The sequence below is a fragment of the Ruegeria sp. CG1 genome, assembly GCF_056537265.1.
Map to the genome: position 1 here is coordinate 133,859 of NZ_JBQFRF010000006.1, position 15,198 is coordinate 149,056.

General features: G+C 60.1%; 13 protein-coding genes and 1 tRNA gene. 12 read left to right on the forward strand and 2 right to left on the reverse strand.

What is annotated here, in order from left to right; genetic code table 11:
- The first annotated feature begins 83 nt into the window (after positions 1 to 83).
- Genes ACR0AU_RS17690 through ACR0AU_RS17725 form a run of 8 tightly spaced genes read left to right on the forward strand, consistent with a single transcriptional unit; the run spans position 84 to position 9,004 of the window.
- A complete protein-coding gene (locus ACR0AU_RS17690) occupies positions 84 to 548 on the forward strand; it encodes a DUF2946 family protein (RefSeq protein ID WP_170566636.1) in 465 nt (154 codons plus the stop codon).
- Positions 549 to 592: 44 nt separating this feature from the next.
- Positions 593 to 2,716: a 4Fe-4S binding protein gene (locus ACR0AU_RS17695; protein WP_480796037.1), complete on the forward strand. Its 2,124-nt coding sequence runs from the start codon at positions 593 to 595 to the stop codon at positions 2,714 to 2,716.
- A gap of 15 nt (positions 2,717 to 2,731) precedes the next feature.
- A complete protein-coding gene (nosZ, locus tag ACR0AU_RS17700) occupies positions 2,732 to 4,639 on the forward strand; it encodes a TAT-dependent nitrous-oxide reductase (RefSeq protein WP_170466506.1) in 1,908 nt (635 codons plus the stop codon).
- Between the two features lie 2 nt (positions 4,640 to 4,641).
- Positions 4,642 to 5,898, forward strand: a complete 1,257-nt coding sequence (locus tag ACR0AU_RS17705) for a nitrous oxide reductase family maturation protein NosD (protein ID WP_170733812.1) — start codon at positions 4,642 to 4,644, stop codon at positions 5,896 to 5,898.
- Entirely contained in the window at positions 5,888 to 6,781 is an 894-nt protein-coding gene (locus ACR0AU_RS17710) for an ABC transporter ATP-binding protein (protein WP_170408068.1), read from the forward strand. Before ACR0AU_RS17705 ends, ACR0AU_RS17710 begins: the two co-directional genes overlap by 11 nt.
- The gene (locus ACR0AU_RS17715) at positions 6,778 to 7,599 is read left to right on the forward strand and encodes an ABC transporter permease (RefSeq protein WP_480796026.1); all 822 of its coding nucleotides are present in this window, start codon (positions 6,778 to 6,780) and stop codon (positions 7,597 to 7,599) included. The genes ACR0AU_RS17710 and ACR0AU_RS17715 overlap by 4 nt, the downstream gene beginning before the upstream one ends.
- Entirely contained in the window at positions 7,596 to 8,111 is a 516-nt protein-coding gene (locus ACR0AU_RS17720; protein WP_170733810.1) for a nitrous oxide reductase accessory protein NosL, read from the forward strand. The genes ACR0AU_RS17715 and ACR0AU_RS17720 overlap by 4 nt, the downstream gene beginning before the upstream one ends.
- Positions 8,108 to 9,004, forward strand: a complete 897-nt coding sequence (locus tag ACR0AU_RS17725) for an FAD:protein FMN transferase (protein WP_480796027.1) — start codon at positions 8,108 to 8,110, stop codon at positions 9,002 to 9,004. Before ACR0AU_RS17720 ends, ACR0AU_RS17725 begins: the two co-directional genes overlap by 4 nt.
- Before the next feature lie 27 nt (positions 9,005 to 9,031).
- On the opposite strand, the gene ACR0AU_RS17730 is transcribed toward ACR0AU_RS17725, so the two are convergent.
- A tRNA-Thr gene (locus ACR0AU_RS17730) sits at positions 9,032 to 9,107 on the reverse strand.
- Between the two features lie 127 nt (positions 9,108 to 9,234).
- Here ACR0AU_RS17730 and ACR0AU_RS17735 point away from each other — a divergent pair.
- From ACR0AU_RS17735 to ACR0AU_RS17750, 4 genes are all read left to right on the forward strand, one after another.
- Positions 9,235 to 10,461 carry a YcaO-like family protein gene (locus tag ACR0AU_RS17735; protein WP_480796028.1) on the forward strand — a complete coding sequence of 409 codons (1,227 nt, stop codon included), beginning with the start codon at positions 9,235 to 9,237 and terminating at the stop codon, positions 10,459 to 10,461.
- A complete protein-coding gene (locus ACR0AU_RS17740; protein WP_480796029.1) occupies positions 10,458 to 11,795 on the forward strand; it encodes a TfuA-like protein in 1,338 nt (445 codons plus the stop codon). Before ACR0AU_RS17735 ends, ACR0AU_RS17740 begins: the two co-directional genes overlap by 4 nt.
- 12 nt (positions 11,796 to 11,807) lie before the next feature.
- Complete coding sequence (locus ACR0AU_RS17745) at positions 11,808 to 13,118, forward strand: gluzincin family metallopeptidase (RefSeq protein WP_170397993.1); 1,311 nt, start codon at positions 11,808 to 11,810, stop codon at positions 13,116 to 13,118.
- A gap of 137 nt (positions 13,119 to 13,255) precedes the next feature.
- Positions 13,256 to 14,176, forward strand: coding sequence for a pentapeptide repeat-containing protein (locus ACR0AU_RS17750; RefSeq protein WP_170397991.1), 921 nt, complete (start codon positions 13,256 to 13,258; stop codon positions 14,174 to 14,176).
- A gap of 101 nt (positions 14,177 to 14,277) precedes the next feature.
- On the opposite strand, the gene ACR0AU_RS17755 is transcribed toward ACR0AU_RS17750, so the two are convergent.
- Complete coding sequence (locus tag ACR0AU_RS17755) at positions 14,278 to 15,042, reverse strand: nuclear transport factor 2 family protein (RefSeq protein WP_480796030.1); 765 nt, start codon at positions 15,040 to 15,042, stop codon at positions 14,278 to 14,280.
- Positions 15,043 to 15,198 lie beyond the last annotated feature (156 nt).

The window sequence follows — 15,198 nt, forward strand, 5'->3', positions numbered from 1 at the left end:
ATTTGCTTCACCTAACCTAAGTCAAGTCGCGACTCGGTAGAATCCAATACCCCAAAGGCATAGCTTTCCGAGTCGGAGACTCCATGCCTGCCCTGATCCCTCTGCACAATCTCCCTGTACGCGCAACTCGCGCGGCATGTGGGTTGGCAGGCATATTCCTTCTGTTGTTGCAGGCCTTTGGACCGGTGCTGGCGAGTCCCGGTGAAAGTGTCTGGATGGAGATCTGCTCGGAAGGCGGCGCGGTCTGGGTTGAAGTTGATCTTGAGGAGGACACCGAAGACCCGACCGCGTACTGCCCAAAATGCGCCGATTGCGCGCTGTGCGCTGTCACCAGTGCAGCGCCCGCACCCGAGCTGGTGCAGGTACCGCAAATCGGAAACTTCCGTGTTGTACAGCTTCAGAACAGCAATTCTTCCATGTTGTACAAGTCGCATAAGCTGTGGCCCGAAACCCGGGGACCTCCGCGCCCGACCCAAGAAACTGCTGAACGCACCCTGCGCGCGTCCATGGCGTCCACCCTAAGTATCGGAGGTGCGCCGTGGTCGTAAGTCGCGCAATCCATTTCCTGCTGGCCCTTGCCCTGTCCTGCCTGATGGCGATCAGCGCCCATGCCGACAGCCTTGCCAGCTTCCTGCCCGAGATTGAACCCGCCGATCTGGCCCCCGGTGCTGATGCCTTTGGGCCGGTCCGTGATGACGTTCCGGTTGCCCCCGTTCTGAAGGGCGGCGAAACCGTTGCCTGGGCCTTCCTAACCTCTGACTTCGTTGGCACCACCGGCTATTCCGGCAAACCGATCCATGTGGTCGCCGCCATCGATGATCAAGCGGTGCTAACCGGTGTGCAACTGGTCAAACACTCGGAGCCCATCGTTCTGATTGGCATCCCCAACGCGCGCATGGTTGAGCTGACCGAAGGCTATGCCGGTCTGGACTTGAAGGTTGAGGCTGAAACCGGCGGTGAGGGGCATGACCTCGATATCATCTCGGGGGCCACCGTCACGATCATGGTGATTGATGACAGTCTTGTGCGCGGCGGCATCAAGGTGGCGCGGGCGCTGGGGTTGGGCGGTTTGTCTCCGCTGCAGGCCGATGGGCCGAAACGCGAAGTCGATCTGGCGCAGGATGCGGTATACGACTGGACCACCCTGTCCGGCGACGGCTCGGTCCGGCGACTGACGCTGGATATCGGGCAGGTCAACGCTGCGTTCGAAGCCACCGGAGATCAGCGCGCCATCAAACGCCCTGAACCCGGCGAACCAGATGACACCTATATTGATATGCATATGGCGTTGGTATCCGTGCCGTCGATCGGCAAGTCGCTGCTGGGTGAGGCCGAATATCAAAACATGGTCGACTGGCTGGACGAAGGCGAGCAGGCCATTCTGGTGCTGGGGCGTGGGGCCTACAGCTTCAAGGGCTCGGGCTATGTCCGGGGCGGGATTTTCGACCGGATTCAGTTGATCCAAGGCGACAATTCGGTGCGATTCTTCGACAAGCAGCAGCGCCGGTTAGGCAAGGTTGCGGCACCCGATGCCCCAAGCTTCACGGAATTGGACATCTTCAAGATCCCCGCTGAGGCCGAGTTTGATCCGGCCGAGCCCTTCCGCCTGCAACTGTTGGCGCAGCGGGCTGTGGGCGCGGTTGAGAAGACCTTTCTGACCTTCGATCTGGGCTACAAACTGCCCGAGCAGTATCTGCTGCCCGTTACGGCCCCTGTAGTCGTCGATGACGCCACCGGCGAGGCAGCAGCCAAGGCCGCGCTTTGGAAACGCATCTGGAAGGATCGCACGGTTGAGATCGGGGTGCTGGGCGTCATGCTTTTGGTGCTGACAGCGACATTCTTCTTCCAGTTCCACGCCACCATGAACGCCCGCGTCTTCTATTGGTTCCGCATCGGATACCTGACCATGACGCTGTTCTTCATCGGCTGGTACGCCAATGCGCAGCTGAGCGTGGTGAACCTGATGGCGCTGGCAGGCAGCTTGCGCACCGGCTTCTCTTGGGATGCCTTCTTGCTGGACCCGTTGGTCTTCATCCAATGGTTCGCTGTCGCTGCCGCGCTGCTGTTCTGGGGTCGGGGTGCTTATTGCGGCTGGCTGTGCCCGTTTGGCGCGCTGCAGGAACTGACCAACAAGATCGCGCGGGCCTTCAAGGTGCCGCAATGGACACTGCCCTGGGGCCTGAATGAGCGGCTCTGGCCCGCGAAATACATGATCTTCCTCGTGCTGTTCGGGATCAGTTTTGTCTCGATCCCGCTGGCTGAAACCTATGCCGAGGTCGAGCCGTTCAAGACCGCGATCATTCTGAAGTTCATGCGCGACTGGCCCTTCGTGGTCTTTGCGCTGACCCTGCTGGGGATCGGGCTGTTCATCGAACGGTTCTATTGCCGCTATCTCTGCCCCTTGGGTGGTGCGCTGGCGATCCCTGCCCGTATCCGCATGTTCGACTGGCTGCGCCGCTACAAGGATTGCGGCACCCCCTGTCAGACCTGCGCCAACGAATGCCCCGTTCAGGCGATCCACCCAACCGGTGAGATCAATCCGAACGAGTGCGTCACCTGCCTGCATTGTCAGGTGCTCTACCAGTCTGAGGACAAATGTCCCGTCGTTATCCGCCAGTTGAAACGGCGGGCCAAGACAGGGTCGGTTCAACCGAAAACCCCCCTCGGACAACCACCGGCGAACCATCCGAACGCCAAACCGCAAACCGTTTCCTAAAAAGGAGGAACGATCATGTCGGAACACGATAAGAAACTGAATGTCACACGCCGCGGACTGCTGGGTGCCTCTGCAACCGGCGCCGTGTTGGCCGGAACCGGTCTGGGCAGCACCCTGATGACCGCGAAAGAGGCCAGCGCCGCCGCCAATGCCGCGCTGGAGCCCGGCGAGTTGGACGAATATTACGGCTTCTGGTCCTCGGGTCAGACCGGCGAGGTGCGTATCCTCGGCGTGCCGTCGATGCGCGAGTTGATGCGCATTCCGGTATTCAACCGCTGCTCGGCCACCGGCTGGGGCCAGACCAACGAGTCGCTGAAGATCCTGACCGAAGGGCTGCTGCCAGAGACCAAGCAGTACCTGGCCGCCAATGGCAAAGTCACCTACGACAATGGCGACCTGCACCACCCGCACATGTCCTTCACCGATGGCACCTATGATGGCCGCTATTTGTTCATGAATGACAAGGCCAACACACGCGTCGCGCGCATCCGCTGCGACGTGATGAAATGCGACAAGATCATCGAAATCCCGAACGCGCATGACATCCACGGTCTGCGTCCGCAGAAATACCCGCGCACCGGCTATATCTTCGCCAATGGCGAACACGAGGCACCGCTGGTCAATGATGGCGAGATCCTCGATGATCCGTCGCAATACGTGAACATCTTCACCGCCATTGATGGTGATACGATGGAGATCGCATGGCAGGTGATGGTGTCGGGCAACCTCGACAACACTGACTGCGACTATCAGGGCAAATACGCATTCTCGACCTCGTATAACTCGGAAATGGGTATGAACCTGGCCGAGATGACCGAGAATGAGCTGGACCACGTGGTCGTGTTCAACCTGAAAGGCATCGAAGACGCGATTGCTGCTGGCAACTATCAGGAGCTGAACGGCGTCAAGGTCGTGGACGGGCGTAAAGAGGCGGGCGGCAACCTGACGCGGTATATTCCGATCCCGAATTCGCCGCATGGTGTGAACGCAGCGCCCGACAAGAAACACATCATGATCAACGGCAAGCTGTCCCCGACCGTATCCGTGATCGATGTGGAAAAGGTCGATGCGCTGTTTGCCGACAATGCCGATCCACGCTCGGCCATCGTGGCGGAACCGCAGCTGGGTCTTGGCCCGCTTCACACCGCGTTTGATGGCAAAGGCAACGCCTACACCACCCTGTTCCTGGACAGCCAGGTGGTGAAGTGGGACATCGCCAAGGCCATCGAAGCCTACGGTGGTGCGGATGTTGATCCGATCCTAGACAAAGTGGATGTGCATTATCAGCCGGGCCACAATTCGACCTCGATGGGCGAAACGGCTGAGGCTGATGGCAAGTGGCTGATTTCGATGAACAAGTTCTCGAAAGACCGCTTCCTGAACGTCGGGCCACTGAAGCCGGAAAACGAGCAGTTGATCGATATCTCGGGTGATAAGATGAAGGTGGTCCATGACGGCCCGACCTTCGCGGAACCGCATGACTCGATCCTCGTGCACCGGTCCAAGGTGAACCCGGTCAATGTCTGGGATCGCAACGACCCGATGTGGGAAGAAGCGCGCCAGCAGGCTGCCGCCGATGGTGTGGACCTTGAAGAGGGCGCCGAGGAGCCGATCCGCGATGGCAACAAGGTGCGGGTCTACATGACCTCGACCGCGCCGGTGTTCAGCCTTGAGAAGTTCACCGTCAAGCAGGGTGACGAGGTAACGTTGTATGTCACCAACCTGGATGACGTGGATGACGTGACCCACGGGTTGTGCCTGTCGAACTTCGGCATCGCGATGGAGGTTGCGCCGCAGGCCACCGCCTCGGTCACCTTCATTGCCGACCGTCCGGGCGTGCACTGGTTCTATTGCCAGTGGTTCTGCCACGCGCTGCACATGGAGATGCGCGGCCGGATGTTCGTTGAGCCGCGGAGCGCGTAACCATGCGTTGGTCCCTGCTTATACCGCTCCTGCTCGGCTCGCCCCTTTGGGCGGCGGATTGGGATGTGCCCAACCGGGCAGGGGCCATCAACGAGATACTGGCGCAGGCGGCGGATGGGGACACCCTCCGCCTGAGCCCCGGCGTTTACACAGAAACGCTGGTTCTGGACCGGCCCGTCACGATTGACGGGCTGGGACAGGCCACCATCGACGGACAAGGCGAAGGCAGCGTCATCACCGTGACCGGGCCGGGTGTGACCGTGCGCGGTCTGACGGTGATCGGATCGGGCTCGGACCATGACGGGATCGACAGCGGCATCCAGTTGACCAAGACGGCCCATGCGCCGGTGGTCGAAGACAATGTGCTGCTGGGCAATCTCTATGGCATCGACATCCATGGGGCCAAGGACAGTATCGTCCGGCGAAACCGGATTGAAGGGCGGCAAGACCAGCGCATGAACGAGCGTGGCAATGGCGTCTATGTCTGGAACGCGCCGGGTGCGGTGGTTGAGGACAACGATATCCGCTATGGCCGCGACGGAATCTTTGTAAACTCGTCGAAGAAGAACACCTTCACCGGCAACCTGTTTAGCGATCTGCGTTTTGCCGTGCATTACATGTATGCCGACAATTCGGTGGTCAGCGACAACGTCTCGATCGGCAATGATCTGGGCTACGCGGTGATGTTCACGACCAATGTGACCGTGGCCAATAACGTCTCGATCGGCGACCGCGAACATGGCGTCATGCTGAACTATGCCAACAAAAGCACCATCACCGGAAACGTTGTGAAAGGTGCGAAAGAGAAATGCAGCTTCCTCTATAACTCGAACAAGAACGAGTTCACCGATAACTGGTTTGAGGGATGCGGCATCGGCATCCACTTTACCGCTGGCAGCGAGCGCAACCGCATCGTTGGCAATTCATTCATCGGAAACCGGACGCAGGTGAAATATGTCTCGACCAAATGGGTCGAGTGGTCCGAAGACGGACGCGGCAACTACTGGTCCGATTTCGCCGCTTATGATGTGGATGGCAACGGCATTGCCGATGCCCCCTATCGCCCCAATGACAGTATGGACCATGTGCTGTGGACCCAACCCTCAGCCAAATTGTTGCTCGGCTCCCCTGCCGTGCAACTGGTGCGCTGGTCGCAATCGGCCTTCCCGGCGTTGTTGCCGGGGGGCGTGATGGACAGCAACCCATTGATGCAAGCCCCTGAACCCCCAGCTATGAAAAAGGTGCCTCATGACGGATAAGGCCCTGTCAATCGACCATGTTCTCAAGGACCGTGGAAAAAACCGCGTTCTTGACGATATCACCCTGTCTCTTGCCCCCGGTCAGCGCGTTGCGCTGTTGGGCCATAACGGTGCTGGCAAGTCGACGCTGATCAAATCTATCCTCGGCCTGACGCCGATCCATGGCGGAGCCATTCGGATCGGAGACGCCACCCCCGGTAGTGCTCAGGCGCGTCGCGAGACGGCCTATCTGCCCGAAGCGGTGTCATTTCATCCCGCCTTGACGGGGCGCGAGCAGTTGACCCTGTTTGCGCAGCTTTCAGGTGCAAAGGCCGACGTGCTTGGCCTGTTGGAGCGCGTTGGTCTCAGCGACGCATTGGACCGCCGGATCGGTACCTATTCCAAAGGCATGCGGCAACGTCTGGGTCTGGCGCAGGTGCTGTTGGGTCAACCGAAAGTGGCTTTGCTGGATGAGCCGACAAGCGGGCTGGACCCGATCTCGCGGCAGGACCTTTATGCCATCATCGACGAGCTGGCTGCCCAAGGCACAGCCGTTCTAATCGCCAGCCATGCGCTGACCGAGGTCGAGGCCCGTACTGATCGCATCGCCATCATGCGCAAGGGCCGGATGGTCGCTGACGATACGCTGAACAATCTGTCGGCTCTGGCCGGTCTGCCGATCCGCTTGAAAGTACGCGCCAGCGCCAATCCTGATGTGCTGGCCGCTGAACTGGGTGGCAACCGGATCAATGGGGCATCCGTTGAATTGCTCTGCGCACCCGAAGACAAGATGGAGGCGCTGCGCCGGATCGCCGGATTGGGCGACGCTGTGGCGGATGTGGAAATGACCCCGCCCAAGCTGGAAGACCTCTATCGCCACTACGCACAGGAGGATTTGCAATGACCCGCTTCCTCGCCATCACCCGCACAGAAATGCTGATCCTGCGCCGCAACCGCTGGCTGCTGGTCGCCACATTGATCATGGTGCTGTTCGCTTTGGCGCTGACCTTTGCGGGCAGCGCACCAACCGGCACGTTGGGAGTCGGCATGCTGACCGTCTCGGTGGCCTCGATGACCACGCTTTCGGTCTATCTTGCACCGCTCTTGGCGCTGATGATCGCCTTTGACGCCATCGCGGGCGACGTGGATCGCGGCAGCCTGTCACTGCTGCTGTCCTACCCGGCGGGGCGCGGAGAAATCCTGTTGGGCAAATTCACCGCCCATCTGGCCGCGCTGGCCTTTGCCATGACCATCGGTTTCGGCACCGCTGGCGCAGTGGCCGCCTTCTTTGGCGGCGCGGGTCCGGAAAGCCTGATGGCTCTGGTCCGCCTGATCCTCACATCTATCCTGCTGGGCGCTGTCTTTCTGGCGCTTGGATACTTGCTGTCCGCCCTGGCAAAGGGGGCCACGGCGGCGGCAGGTTTGTCGGCCGGGCTCTGGCTGGTTTTTGTCGTCCTCTATGATTTGGGCCTGTTGGGGGCCGTCGTCATGGACAAGGGCGGCGCTTTCACCCAATCCGTCTTTCCATGGGTGATGGTGGCCAACCCGGCCGACGCATTCCGTTTGTGGAACATCGCCGCAACCGAGGGCGTCGCGATAGCCTCGGGCATGACCGGGGCGGCGCAGGCCCTGCCGGTCTGGGCCGCGCCCGCCTCGCTGCTGATCTGGCCGGTGCTGGGCTTTGCCCTTGCGCGTCTCGCATTTCGGAGAGTTGAGCCATGAGATACCTAGCCCTGATCGCTCTGGTCGCGTTGACGGCCTGCAAAGAAGAGGTGGCCGAGGCTCCCGACCCGGTTGATCTCACCCCGGATGCGCTGAGTTATTTCTGCCAGATGAACATCGCGGAACACGGCGGGCCCAAAGGGCAGATCCATCTGGAAGGCTATCCCGCGCCTTTGTTTTTTGCGCAGGTGCGCGACATGCTGGCCTATCTGAAAAGCCCCGAACGTGACGCCAAGATCACCGCTGTCTATGTCAGTGACATGAGCGTCGCGCCCAGCTGGCGGCAACCGGGGATTTCCAACTGGATCGCCGCCGATGGTGCGACCTTTGTCGTCGGCGCCGATGTGGCCGGTGGCATGGGTGCGCGAGAAGTCGTGCCCTTTGGCGACCCCGCCGCGGCAGAGGCGTTCATTGCCAAATATGGCGGCGGCGCCCTGCCACTGTCTGATATTCCCGATGCCGAAGTGCTGGGCCCCGTCGATCTGGACCTCGCGCTGGAGACCCCCGCATGACCCTTCTGACCCGCCGCCGTTTCCTGGCCATCTCAGCCGCCTGCGCCGCCGTACCCGCCGCTGCTGGCAACGTCGCCCAATGGCGCGGTATCGCGCTGGGCGCACCCGCCAGCCTGTGGCTGGAAGGCTCGACGGACGCACAGGCCGCGCCGATCTTTGCTGCGGTCGAGGCAGAGCTGAATCGGCTGGAGAATATATTCAGCCTCTACCGGACGCACTCGCAGATCAGTCAGCTTAACCGGATCGGCCACCTGGTCACCCCGGCGCCTGAGCTGCTGGAGGTGCTGAGCCTTTGTTCCACGCTTCACGACGCTTCGGGCGGGGTGTTTGATCCGACGATCCAGCCCATGTGGCTAGCGCTCGCCAGTGGCGCGGCGGGGTCGCAAGTGGAACGTGCGCGCCAGACGATTGGTTGGGACAAGATTCACGTAAGCGCCGGTGAGATCCGCCTGCCGCATCCCGGACGCTCGGCGATTACCCTGAACGGGATTGCTCAAGGTGCGATCACTGACCGGATTTCCGCTTTGATGCGATCCTTCGATCTGCGCGATGTGCTGGTGGATATGGGCGAGGTCGCCGCCCTTGGCCAGCGGAGCAATGGCGAGCCGTGGCGCGTCGGGCTGGCCAAGCCCGACGGTGCTGTCGCCAAACGGATCACACTGCAGGACCGCGCCGTTGCAACCTCGGCCCCCGAAGGCACCATGCTACAGGGCGATCAGGGGCATATCCTGAACCCGAAAGGGTTGGGTGCGCCCTATCAGGCTGTATCAATCTCAGCCTCGCAGGCAGCATTGGCAGACGGGCTCTCAACCGCCCTATGCCTGACCCCACGTGCCAAAGCAAACGCGCTGATATCGCGTTTTCCGGGCGCGCGTATCGAGATGAGTATCTGAACGCGGGTAAAGCTTGTCGTAAGGGGATGGTGCCTCAAGAGGGACTCGAACCCCCGACCTTGTCCTTACGAAGGACCTGCTCTACCAGCTGAGCTATTGAGGCGATGCGGAAGCTCGTTTAACGGCAGCGCGCGGGTCATGCAAGCGTGGATTGCCGGGCCGGTGCGCGGTTGACCACTACGCATTCATCCCGCATCCTGACGCCGACATGATCCGCCCGGCGGGTTACGATGGTTTATCAGATATTTGGCAAGGTCATTTGGATGTCCGGGAATTCGCAGAAGTCTTATGTGCTAGACACCCACCGGCTGCGCGACCCGGAAGAGACCCTGGCCATCGTCAAACCATTCCTCAAGCAGATGGGCATAACCCGGATCGCCAACCTGACGGGACTGGACCGGGTTGGATTGCCGACAGTGATGGTGACGCGGCCAAACTCGCGCTCGGTCGCGGTGTCGCTGGGCAAGGGGCTGTCGCTGAGCGCAGCCCGGGCTTCGGGCGTGATGGAAGCGATTGAATCCTGGCACGCAGAGCGGATCGAACTGCCGCTACGGCTGTCCAGCTTTGCTGATCTGGCGGTGGAGTATGTGATCGATGCCGACCGTCTGCCCAGCGTCACCGGCGGGCAGTTCGACCCTCATCAGGCGATACTGTGGGTGCTGGGGCGCGATCTGCCCTCGGGCCAGCCCTGCTGGGTGCCGTATGAGATGGTGGACACCGATTATACCACCTCGCCCGTGGCTGGGCAGCGGGCGTTTCCGCGAACGACAAACGGGCTGGCGTCCGGTAACAACGTGACCGAAGCCAGTTGCCACGCGATCTGCGAGTTGATCGAGCGTGACGCCACAACGCTGTGGCACCACCGGGGCGCAACCCCGCGTGTTGATCCCCGTACAGTGGACGACCCGCGTTGCCTTCAGGCGATGGAACAGATTTCTGCGGCGGGGCTTGATTTGGGAATCTGGGACACGACCTCGGACATCGGCATCGCCAGCTTTCGCTGCGCGATATGTGAGGACGGAGGCACCACGGGCCATATCGGCATCGGCGACGGCTGCCACCCGGATCGCGCCATTGCCCTACTGCGGGCGCTGACCGAAGCGGCGCAAACACGGCTGACCTATATCTCAGGGGCGCGGGATGATCTGGACCCGGAAGAGTTCTCGGACACTGCCCGGAACTGGCGCAGCGGATACATCCGCGAACTGATCGATGGCTCGGCGCCCATCGGTGATTTCACCGAATGCCCAACCTACGTGACCGGATCTTTCACGGATGACCTGTCTTTGTTGCTGGCGCGCCTGTCCGAGGCAGGCATAGATCAGGTGGTCACTGTTGATCTGTCGCGACCCGAAATTGACATCGCAGTGGTGCGCGCGGTGATACCAGGCTTGGAAGCGCCCCATGACGATCCCGACTTTGTCGCAGGCCCCCGTGCGCGAGCGGTGACGTCATGAGCGTGGTTGTTTTTGTCGGGCCGACGCTACGGGCCGAAGCCGTGCGCGAACATCTGAACGCCACTATCCTACCCCCGGTTCAGCAGGGCGATGTGTATCGGGCAGTGCGGGAAAAGCCGCGTGCGATCGGGATTATAGACGGGTATTTCGACGGGGTGCCCTCGGTCTGGCACAAGGAAATCCTGTGGGCCTTGGAGCAAGGTATACCGGTCTTTGGCAGTGCCAGCATGGGTGCGCTGCGCGCGGCAGAGCTGGCGGATTTCGGGATGATCGGGATCGGCCAGATTTTTGAGGGTTACCTGAATGGTGCCATCGAAGATGATGACGAGGTGGCGGTGCTGCACGGCCCTGCCGAGCTTGGCTTTCCACCGCTGAGCGAGCCTATGGTCTCGATCCGCGCCACCATTGCGCAAGCCAAGACAGCGGGTGTGTTGTCGTCAGAGACGGGCGACGCGTTGCAGCAAAAGGCGAAAGACCTGCACTACCGTGACCGGGTTTGGGATCGCATCCTTGAGGGCGCTTCGGACCCGCAACCCTTTCAACGATGGTTGCCCGAGGGGCAGGTGGATGCGAAAGGGGATGACGCCCGCGCGATGCTGGCTGAGATGGCCCGCTTTCTGAATGCTGGAACGAATGTGTCAGACGCACATCGCACCGAACGGACGCTGGTCTGGCGTGACCTCCGCGCCCGTGTGGATGGGGAAGCCGCACAACAGGATAGCGAGGCGCGGGCGCTAGTGGATGAGCTGCGGCTTGATCCGGTTCTCTACGCGCATCTGCGTGATCGCGCGGCGTTAGGCTTGCTGTCCAAAGACGAAACCCGCCGGCAGGGTTTGGAGCCGGATAAAAACGCCGTGGTCAAGCAAATGACAGAGCATCGGCTGGAGGCCCGGCTGCCCCGCCACGTGGATTTACTCGAATGGCTGGAAGAAAATGACCTGACCCTTGCGCAGTACGAGGCGATGCTGGCTGACAAATCCCGTATCGAGATCGCAATCCAGACGCTGGCCGAGACAATGGATGCCGCTTTGCTAGCCGAGCTTCGACGCTCGGGCGACTACAGCGCGTTGCGTGACCGGGCGCAGCGCAAATCGGCGCTGTTGCCGGATCAAAGCAACGCTGCAACCCGGACGCGCGCCTTGATCTGGTATTTTGAAACACGTCTTGACCAGAGGGTGCCGGATGATCTTGACTCCTACGCGATCGGGCTTGGCCTTGAGGGGCGCGATGCCTTGGTTGATTTGATTGCCGCCGAGTTCATGTTTTGCCAAGCTGGTGGCGATCCGGTTGACCAAGAGCCCGGATTGGCAGCCGGTCTGCACGCCGGCGGATAACGGGAGGGAAAATTGGCAATCTGGCCCGACTATTCAGAGAATGACCCCCCCGGCACGCGGTTCTTACTATATCCGCAATCGCCCTTTTTAGAGCCAAATTCCAAGCCCGAACTGGTCGAAATATCGGCCCCGCAAGGGACCATAGGCCCAGGCCCATCGGGCCCCCGCATGTATGCGATGTACCCGGTCGACAAAACGACCCCCTATGGCGCGATGATCGAGGGTGAAGACGGCCCCGAGATGTATCTGCCGGCATGGGACGGCTATATCCTGCCGCCGCCCGAGCCCGATGAGTTTGGCAATTTCATCCATATCGATCCCGAGGACCCGGCCTTTGAAGCCGCCCATCTGTTCGGAGCGGCCCATTTCACCATGGATGTGTGGGAGGGCTATTTTAATCGCCCGATCCCCTGGCATTTCGCGCGTGATTTCGAGCGGCTTGAGCTATCGTTGCTGCCAAGTCTAGATAACGCGCATATCGGTTGGGGATTTCTGGAAACCGGTGGCACTCGCGATATCGGTGACGAATACCGCCCCTACAGCCTGAACTTCGATGTGGTCGCGCATGAGATCGGCCATGCCATCATCTACAGCGTGGTCGGCATGCCATCCGAAGAGGACGCGACCGGCGAATATTACGGGTTCCATGAATCGGCGGCCGATATGGTGGCGCTGTTGGCGTCGCTGCATTTCGGCTCGGTCGTGGACGAATTGCTGAAAAACACGCGCGGCAACCTTTATACTTATAACCGGCTGAGCCGCTTTGCCGAGCTGTCGCAGAACTCACAAATCCGGATCGCCGCCAATGACCGGACGCTGTCCGAATTCTCGCATGGTTGGTCCAGCGAACACGCCCTGTCGGAACCACTGACCGGGGCGATGTTCGATATTCTGGTCGATATCTACCACGAACGACTGGTAGCACATGACGTGATCGACCCGGAGATGGAGGAGCTCTCGGACGAGTTGGAAGGGACCGACGAATACAATGCGATCATGCAGGACCTGTTCGACGAACATTACGCAGCCGACCCCGAAGGCTTTCGGGTTGCCCTGATCGAAGCGCGTGATTTGCTGGGGTCCTATCTTGCAGATGCGTGGGAGAAACTGGACCCCGATATGCTGAGCTACTTCGGCGTTGAACGCGCCTTGGTCATGGTCGATCACGAGGTCACCGGCGGCGCATTCCGGCAGATTATCGAAGGCAATTTCCGCATGCGCCACATCGGATTGACAGCGCCCGGCCCCCGTTTGACCAAGCCCGACGGCACGAGCCATGCCGCGTCGGTTCGTACGCTGTCACCCGAGGTAAATGAACCTTAAAGTCTTTGTTTTTCCCCCGCTATTGTGGCAGGTTACGCGCACGGGGTGATAATAGTGACATTCAACGCGCACTGAATGCGCAAACCGGGACAGGCGAGGCAATCGGCAGCGTCGACCCCCGATAGGGAGAAAGTGATATGTCTGAGTCCTTACTCAGTTTTTCCGAGGTATTACTGTTTGGGCGAGAGTTAAGTGATTTAAAACTGAAACAACGCTCGGTCCGGTTGGCCGAAGAGGTTGAGGAAGACTACGACTTCAGTAAGAAATTCACCAAAATCGACGGCGTACATGTCCGGGAAGACGATCGCGTTCTGGTCCAGGTCGGGGATGCGGCAAACGAAAAGTCCGGCATCTACAAGGTCATCAAGGACGGCGACAAGTTCAAGTTCGACAAGCGGAAGAAGGTTCCGCACGACTCGTTTGTCTATATACGCCGCGGACGTCAGTTCAAGCATACCCACTGGCAGCAGATCGCGAACCGGCACTCGGAACAGCTGTTCATCGAACAGGATGGCCGCCGGAGGGGTCGTGGCGTCAATAATTTCATCGGGGACCAGTTCGGAGGCGATGCACGGCTGGCCCGGATTTACGGCTTCGCCTATGACGGCACCTATTACGAGATGCCGGAACCCACGATCTTTCTGGTGCATGGCGAAGGCGAGAGCGCGACGGGTGGCAACCTGCCCCATGGCTTCAAGCTGCAGACCAGCAATGACGCTAACGCGCCGGACACCACGCAACAGGCCGCACGCGCGCCGATGAACCCCTCGGTTTCGGGCGTCGCGGCAGCGGATTACCAGATGGCCAATGACATCCGCGTCTGGAACTACGATCAGGCCGATTACACCATCCGCATGGATATCGCAGCCGGTCAGATCGAAGACGTGCTGCTGGACGTCTATTTTGAATATGACGCACCGATGATGTCCGGAGCCAAGGTCTCGGGCGCCAAGGTGAGCGGGGCCAAGGTCTCGGGCGCGAAGGTCAGCGGGGCCAAGGTGTCCGGTGCTAAGGTGTCAGGTGCCAAAGTCAGCGGCGCAAAGGCACGTGGTGAATAGGAAGGCTGAAATGATCCTGACCGATTGACGTTTGGTTTTATTCCAACGTCTGCTTTGGGTTGGCGGGCCATTTATGCCTGACCCGCCATCCCTTTCGAAGATCAGAACTTGCCGTTTTCGTGCGCCATTTCGGCTGGCGTAGGCGAAACGACGTCCCAATGTTCAACGATCTTTCCATCTTCGACGCGCCATAGGTCGAAGAAGGCCCAAGGGTTCCCGCTGACGGTGGCATCTGAGGCGACAAAGACAAAGTTGCCTTCGGCCACCACAATCTGCGGCTCGAATTTGGTGATCACATTCCCCTGCTCTGCCCAGGCTTTGGTGCCCTCGATCAGGCCATCGATCCCATCGGCAAGCATTGGATTGTGCTGCATATAGACCTCGGAATACATCGGAGCTTTCTCGGGCGCGGCACCGCCCAGAACGTCACGCACAAACCCCAGAACCAGCGCCTTGTTTTCTTCTGTTTTCTCAAGATCGGTGATCTCGGTCGGCCCATCTGTCATGCCACGGCCCGACACTGTTGTTTCGGGAACGGGCTGCAAATTGTCCCAATGTTCAGCAACTTTGCCATTCTCGACGCGGAATATGTCAAAGGCGGCGAGGGTCGGTGCACCAAAAGCGTCCGCGTTGTCGAACGTGCTGTGCAATACAACCATATCGCCTTCGGTGATGACCCGGTGGGTAGTTGCAGTCATCCCGGATTGTTCGACCAAAGGGATCAGGCCGGCCAGGCCTTCGGCTCCGGTCGGGACTTGCGGGTTGTGCTGAATATAGTCCGGGGTAACGAGCTGTAGCGCAGCTTGCGGGTCATGTTCAGCAAAGGCAGCCGCAAAAAGTGCGATTACAAGTTCTTTGGGGGACATGTTGAATTCCTGTGATTCGTATCTACTGGATACGTGGTAGCAAATCCATACTACATTTCAATTACGTACTTTAAAATGACCTGGTATGCTTGAGGCTACTGCCTGAATTTTCAGGGAGTTGTACCGAAGCTAAGGTGACGCTATTGTGCGATTAAG

What these genes read in the sequence shown, in the direction of transcription:
- ACR0AU_RS17690 (WP_170566636.1), top strand. Translation starts at nt 84, where the DNA reads ATGCCTGCCCTGATCCCTCTGCACAATCTCCCTGTACGCGCAACTCGC.
- ACR0AU_RS17695 (WP_480796037.1), top strand. Translation starts at nt 593, where the DNA reads ATGGCGATCAGCGCCCATGCCGACAGCCTTGCCAGCTTCCTGCCCGAG.
- nosZ (WP_170466506.1), top strand. Translation starts at nt 2,732, where the DNA reads ATGTCGGAACACGATAAGAAACTGAATGTCACACGCCGCGGACTGCTG.
- ACR0AU_RS17720 (WP_170733810.1), top strand. Translation starts at nt 7,596, where the DNA reads ATGAGATACCTAGCCCTGATCGCTCTGGTCGCGTTGACGGCCTGCAAA.
- ACR0AU_RS17705 (WP_170733812.1), top strand. Translation starts at nt 4,642, where the DNA reads ATGCGTTGGTCCCTGCTTATACCGCTCCTGCTCGGCTCGCCCCTTTGG.
- ACR0AU_RS17755 (WP_480796030.1), bottom strand. Translation starts at nt 15,042, where the DNA reads ATGTCCCCCAAAGAACTTGTAATCGCACTTTTTGCGGCTGCCTTTGCT.
- ACR0AU_RS17735 (WP_480796028.1), top strand. Translation starts at nt 9,235, where the DNA reads ATGGTTTATCAGATATTTGGCAAGGTCATTTGGATGTCCGGGAATTCG.
- ACR0AU_RS17740 (WP_480796029.1), top strand. Translation starts at nt 10,458, where the DNA reads ATGAGCGTGGTTGTTTTTGTCGGGCCGACGCTACGGGCCGAAGCCGTG.
- ACR0AU_RS17725 (WP_480796027.1), top strand. Translation starts at nt 8,108, where the DNA reads ATGACCCTTCTGACCCGCCGCCGTTTCCTGGCCATCTCAGCCGCCTGC.
- ACR0AU_RS17715 (WP_480796026.1), top strand. Translation starts at nt 6,778, where the DNA reads ATGACCCGCTTCCTCGCCATCACCCGCACAGAAATGCTGATCCTGCGC.
- ACR0AU_RS17710 (WP_170408068.1), top strand. Translation starts at nt 5,888, where the DNA reads ATGACGGATAAGGCCCTGTCAATCGACCATGTTCTCAAGGACCGTGGA.
- ACR0AU_RS17750 (WP_170397991.1), top strand. Translation starts at nt 13,256, where the DNA reads ATGTCTGAGTCCTTACTCAGTTTTTCCGAGGTATTACTGTTTGGGCGA.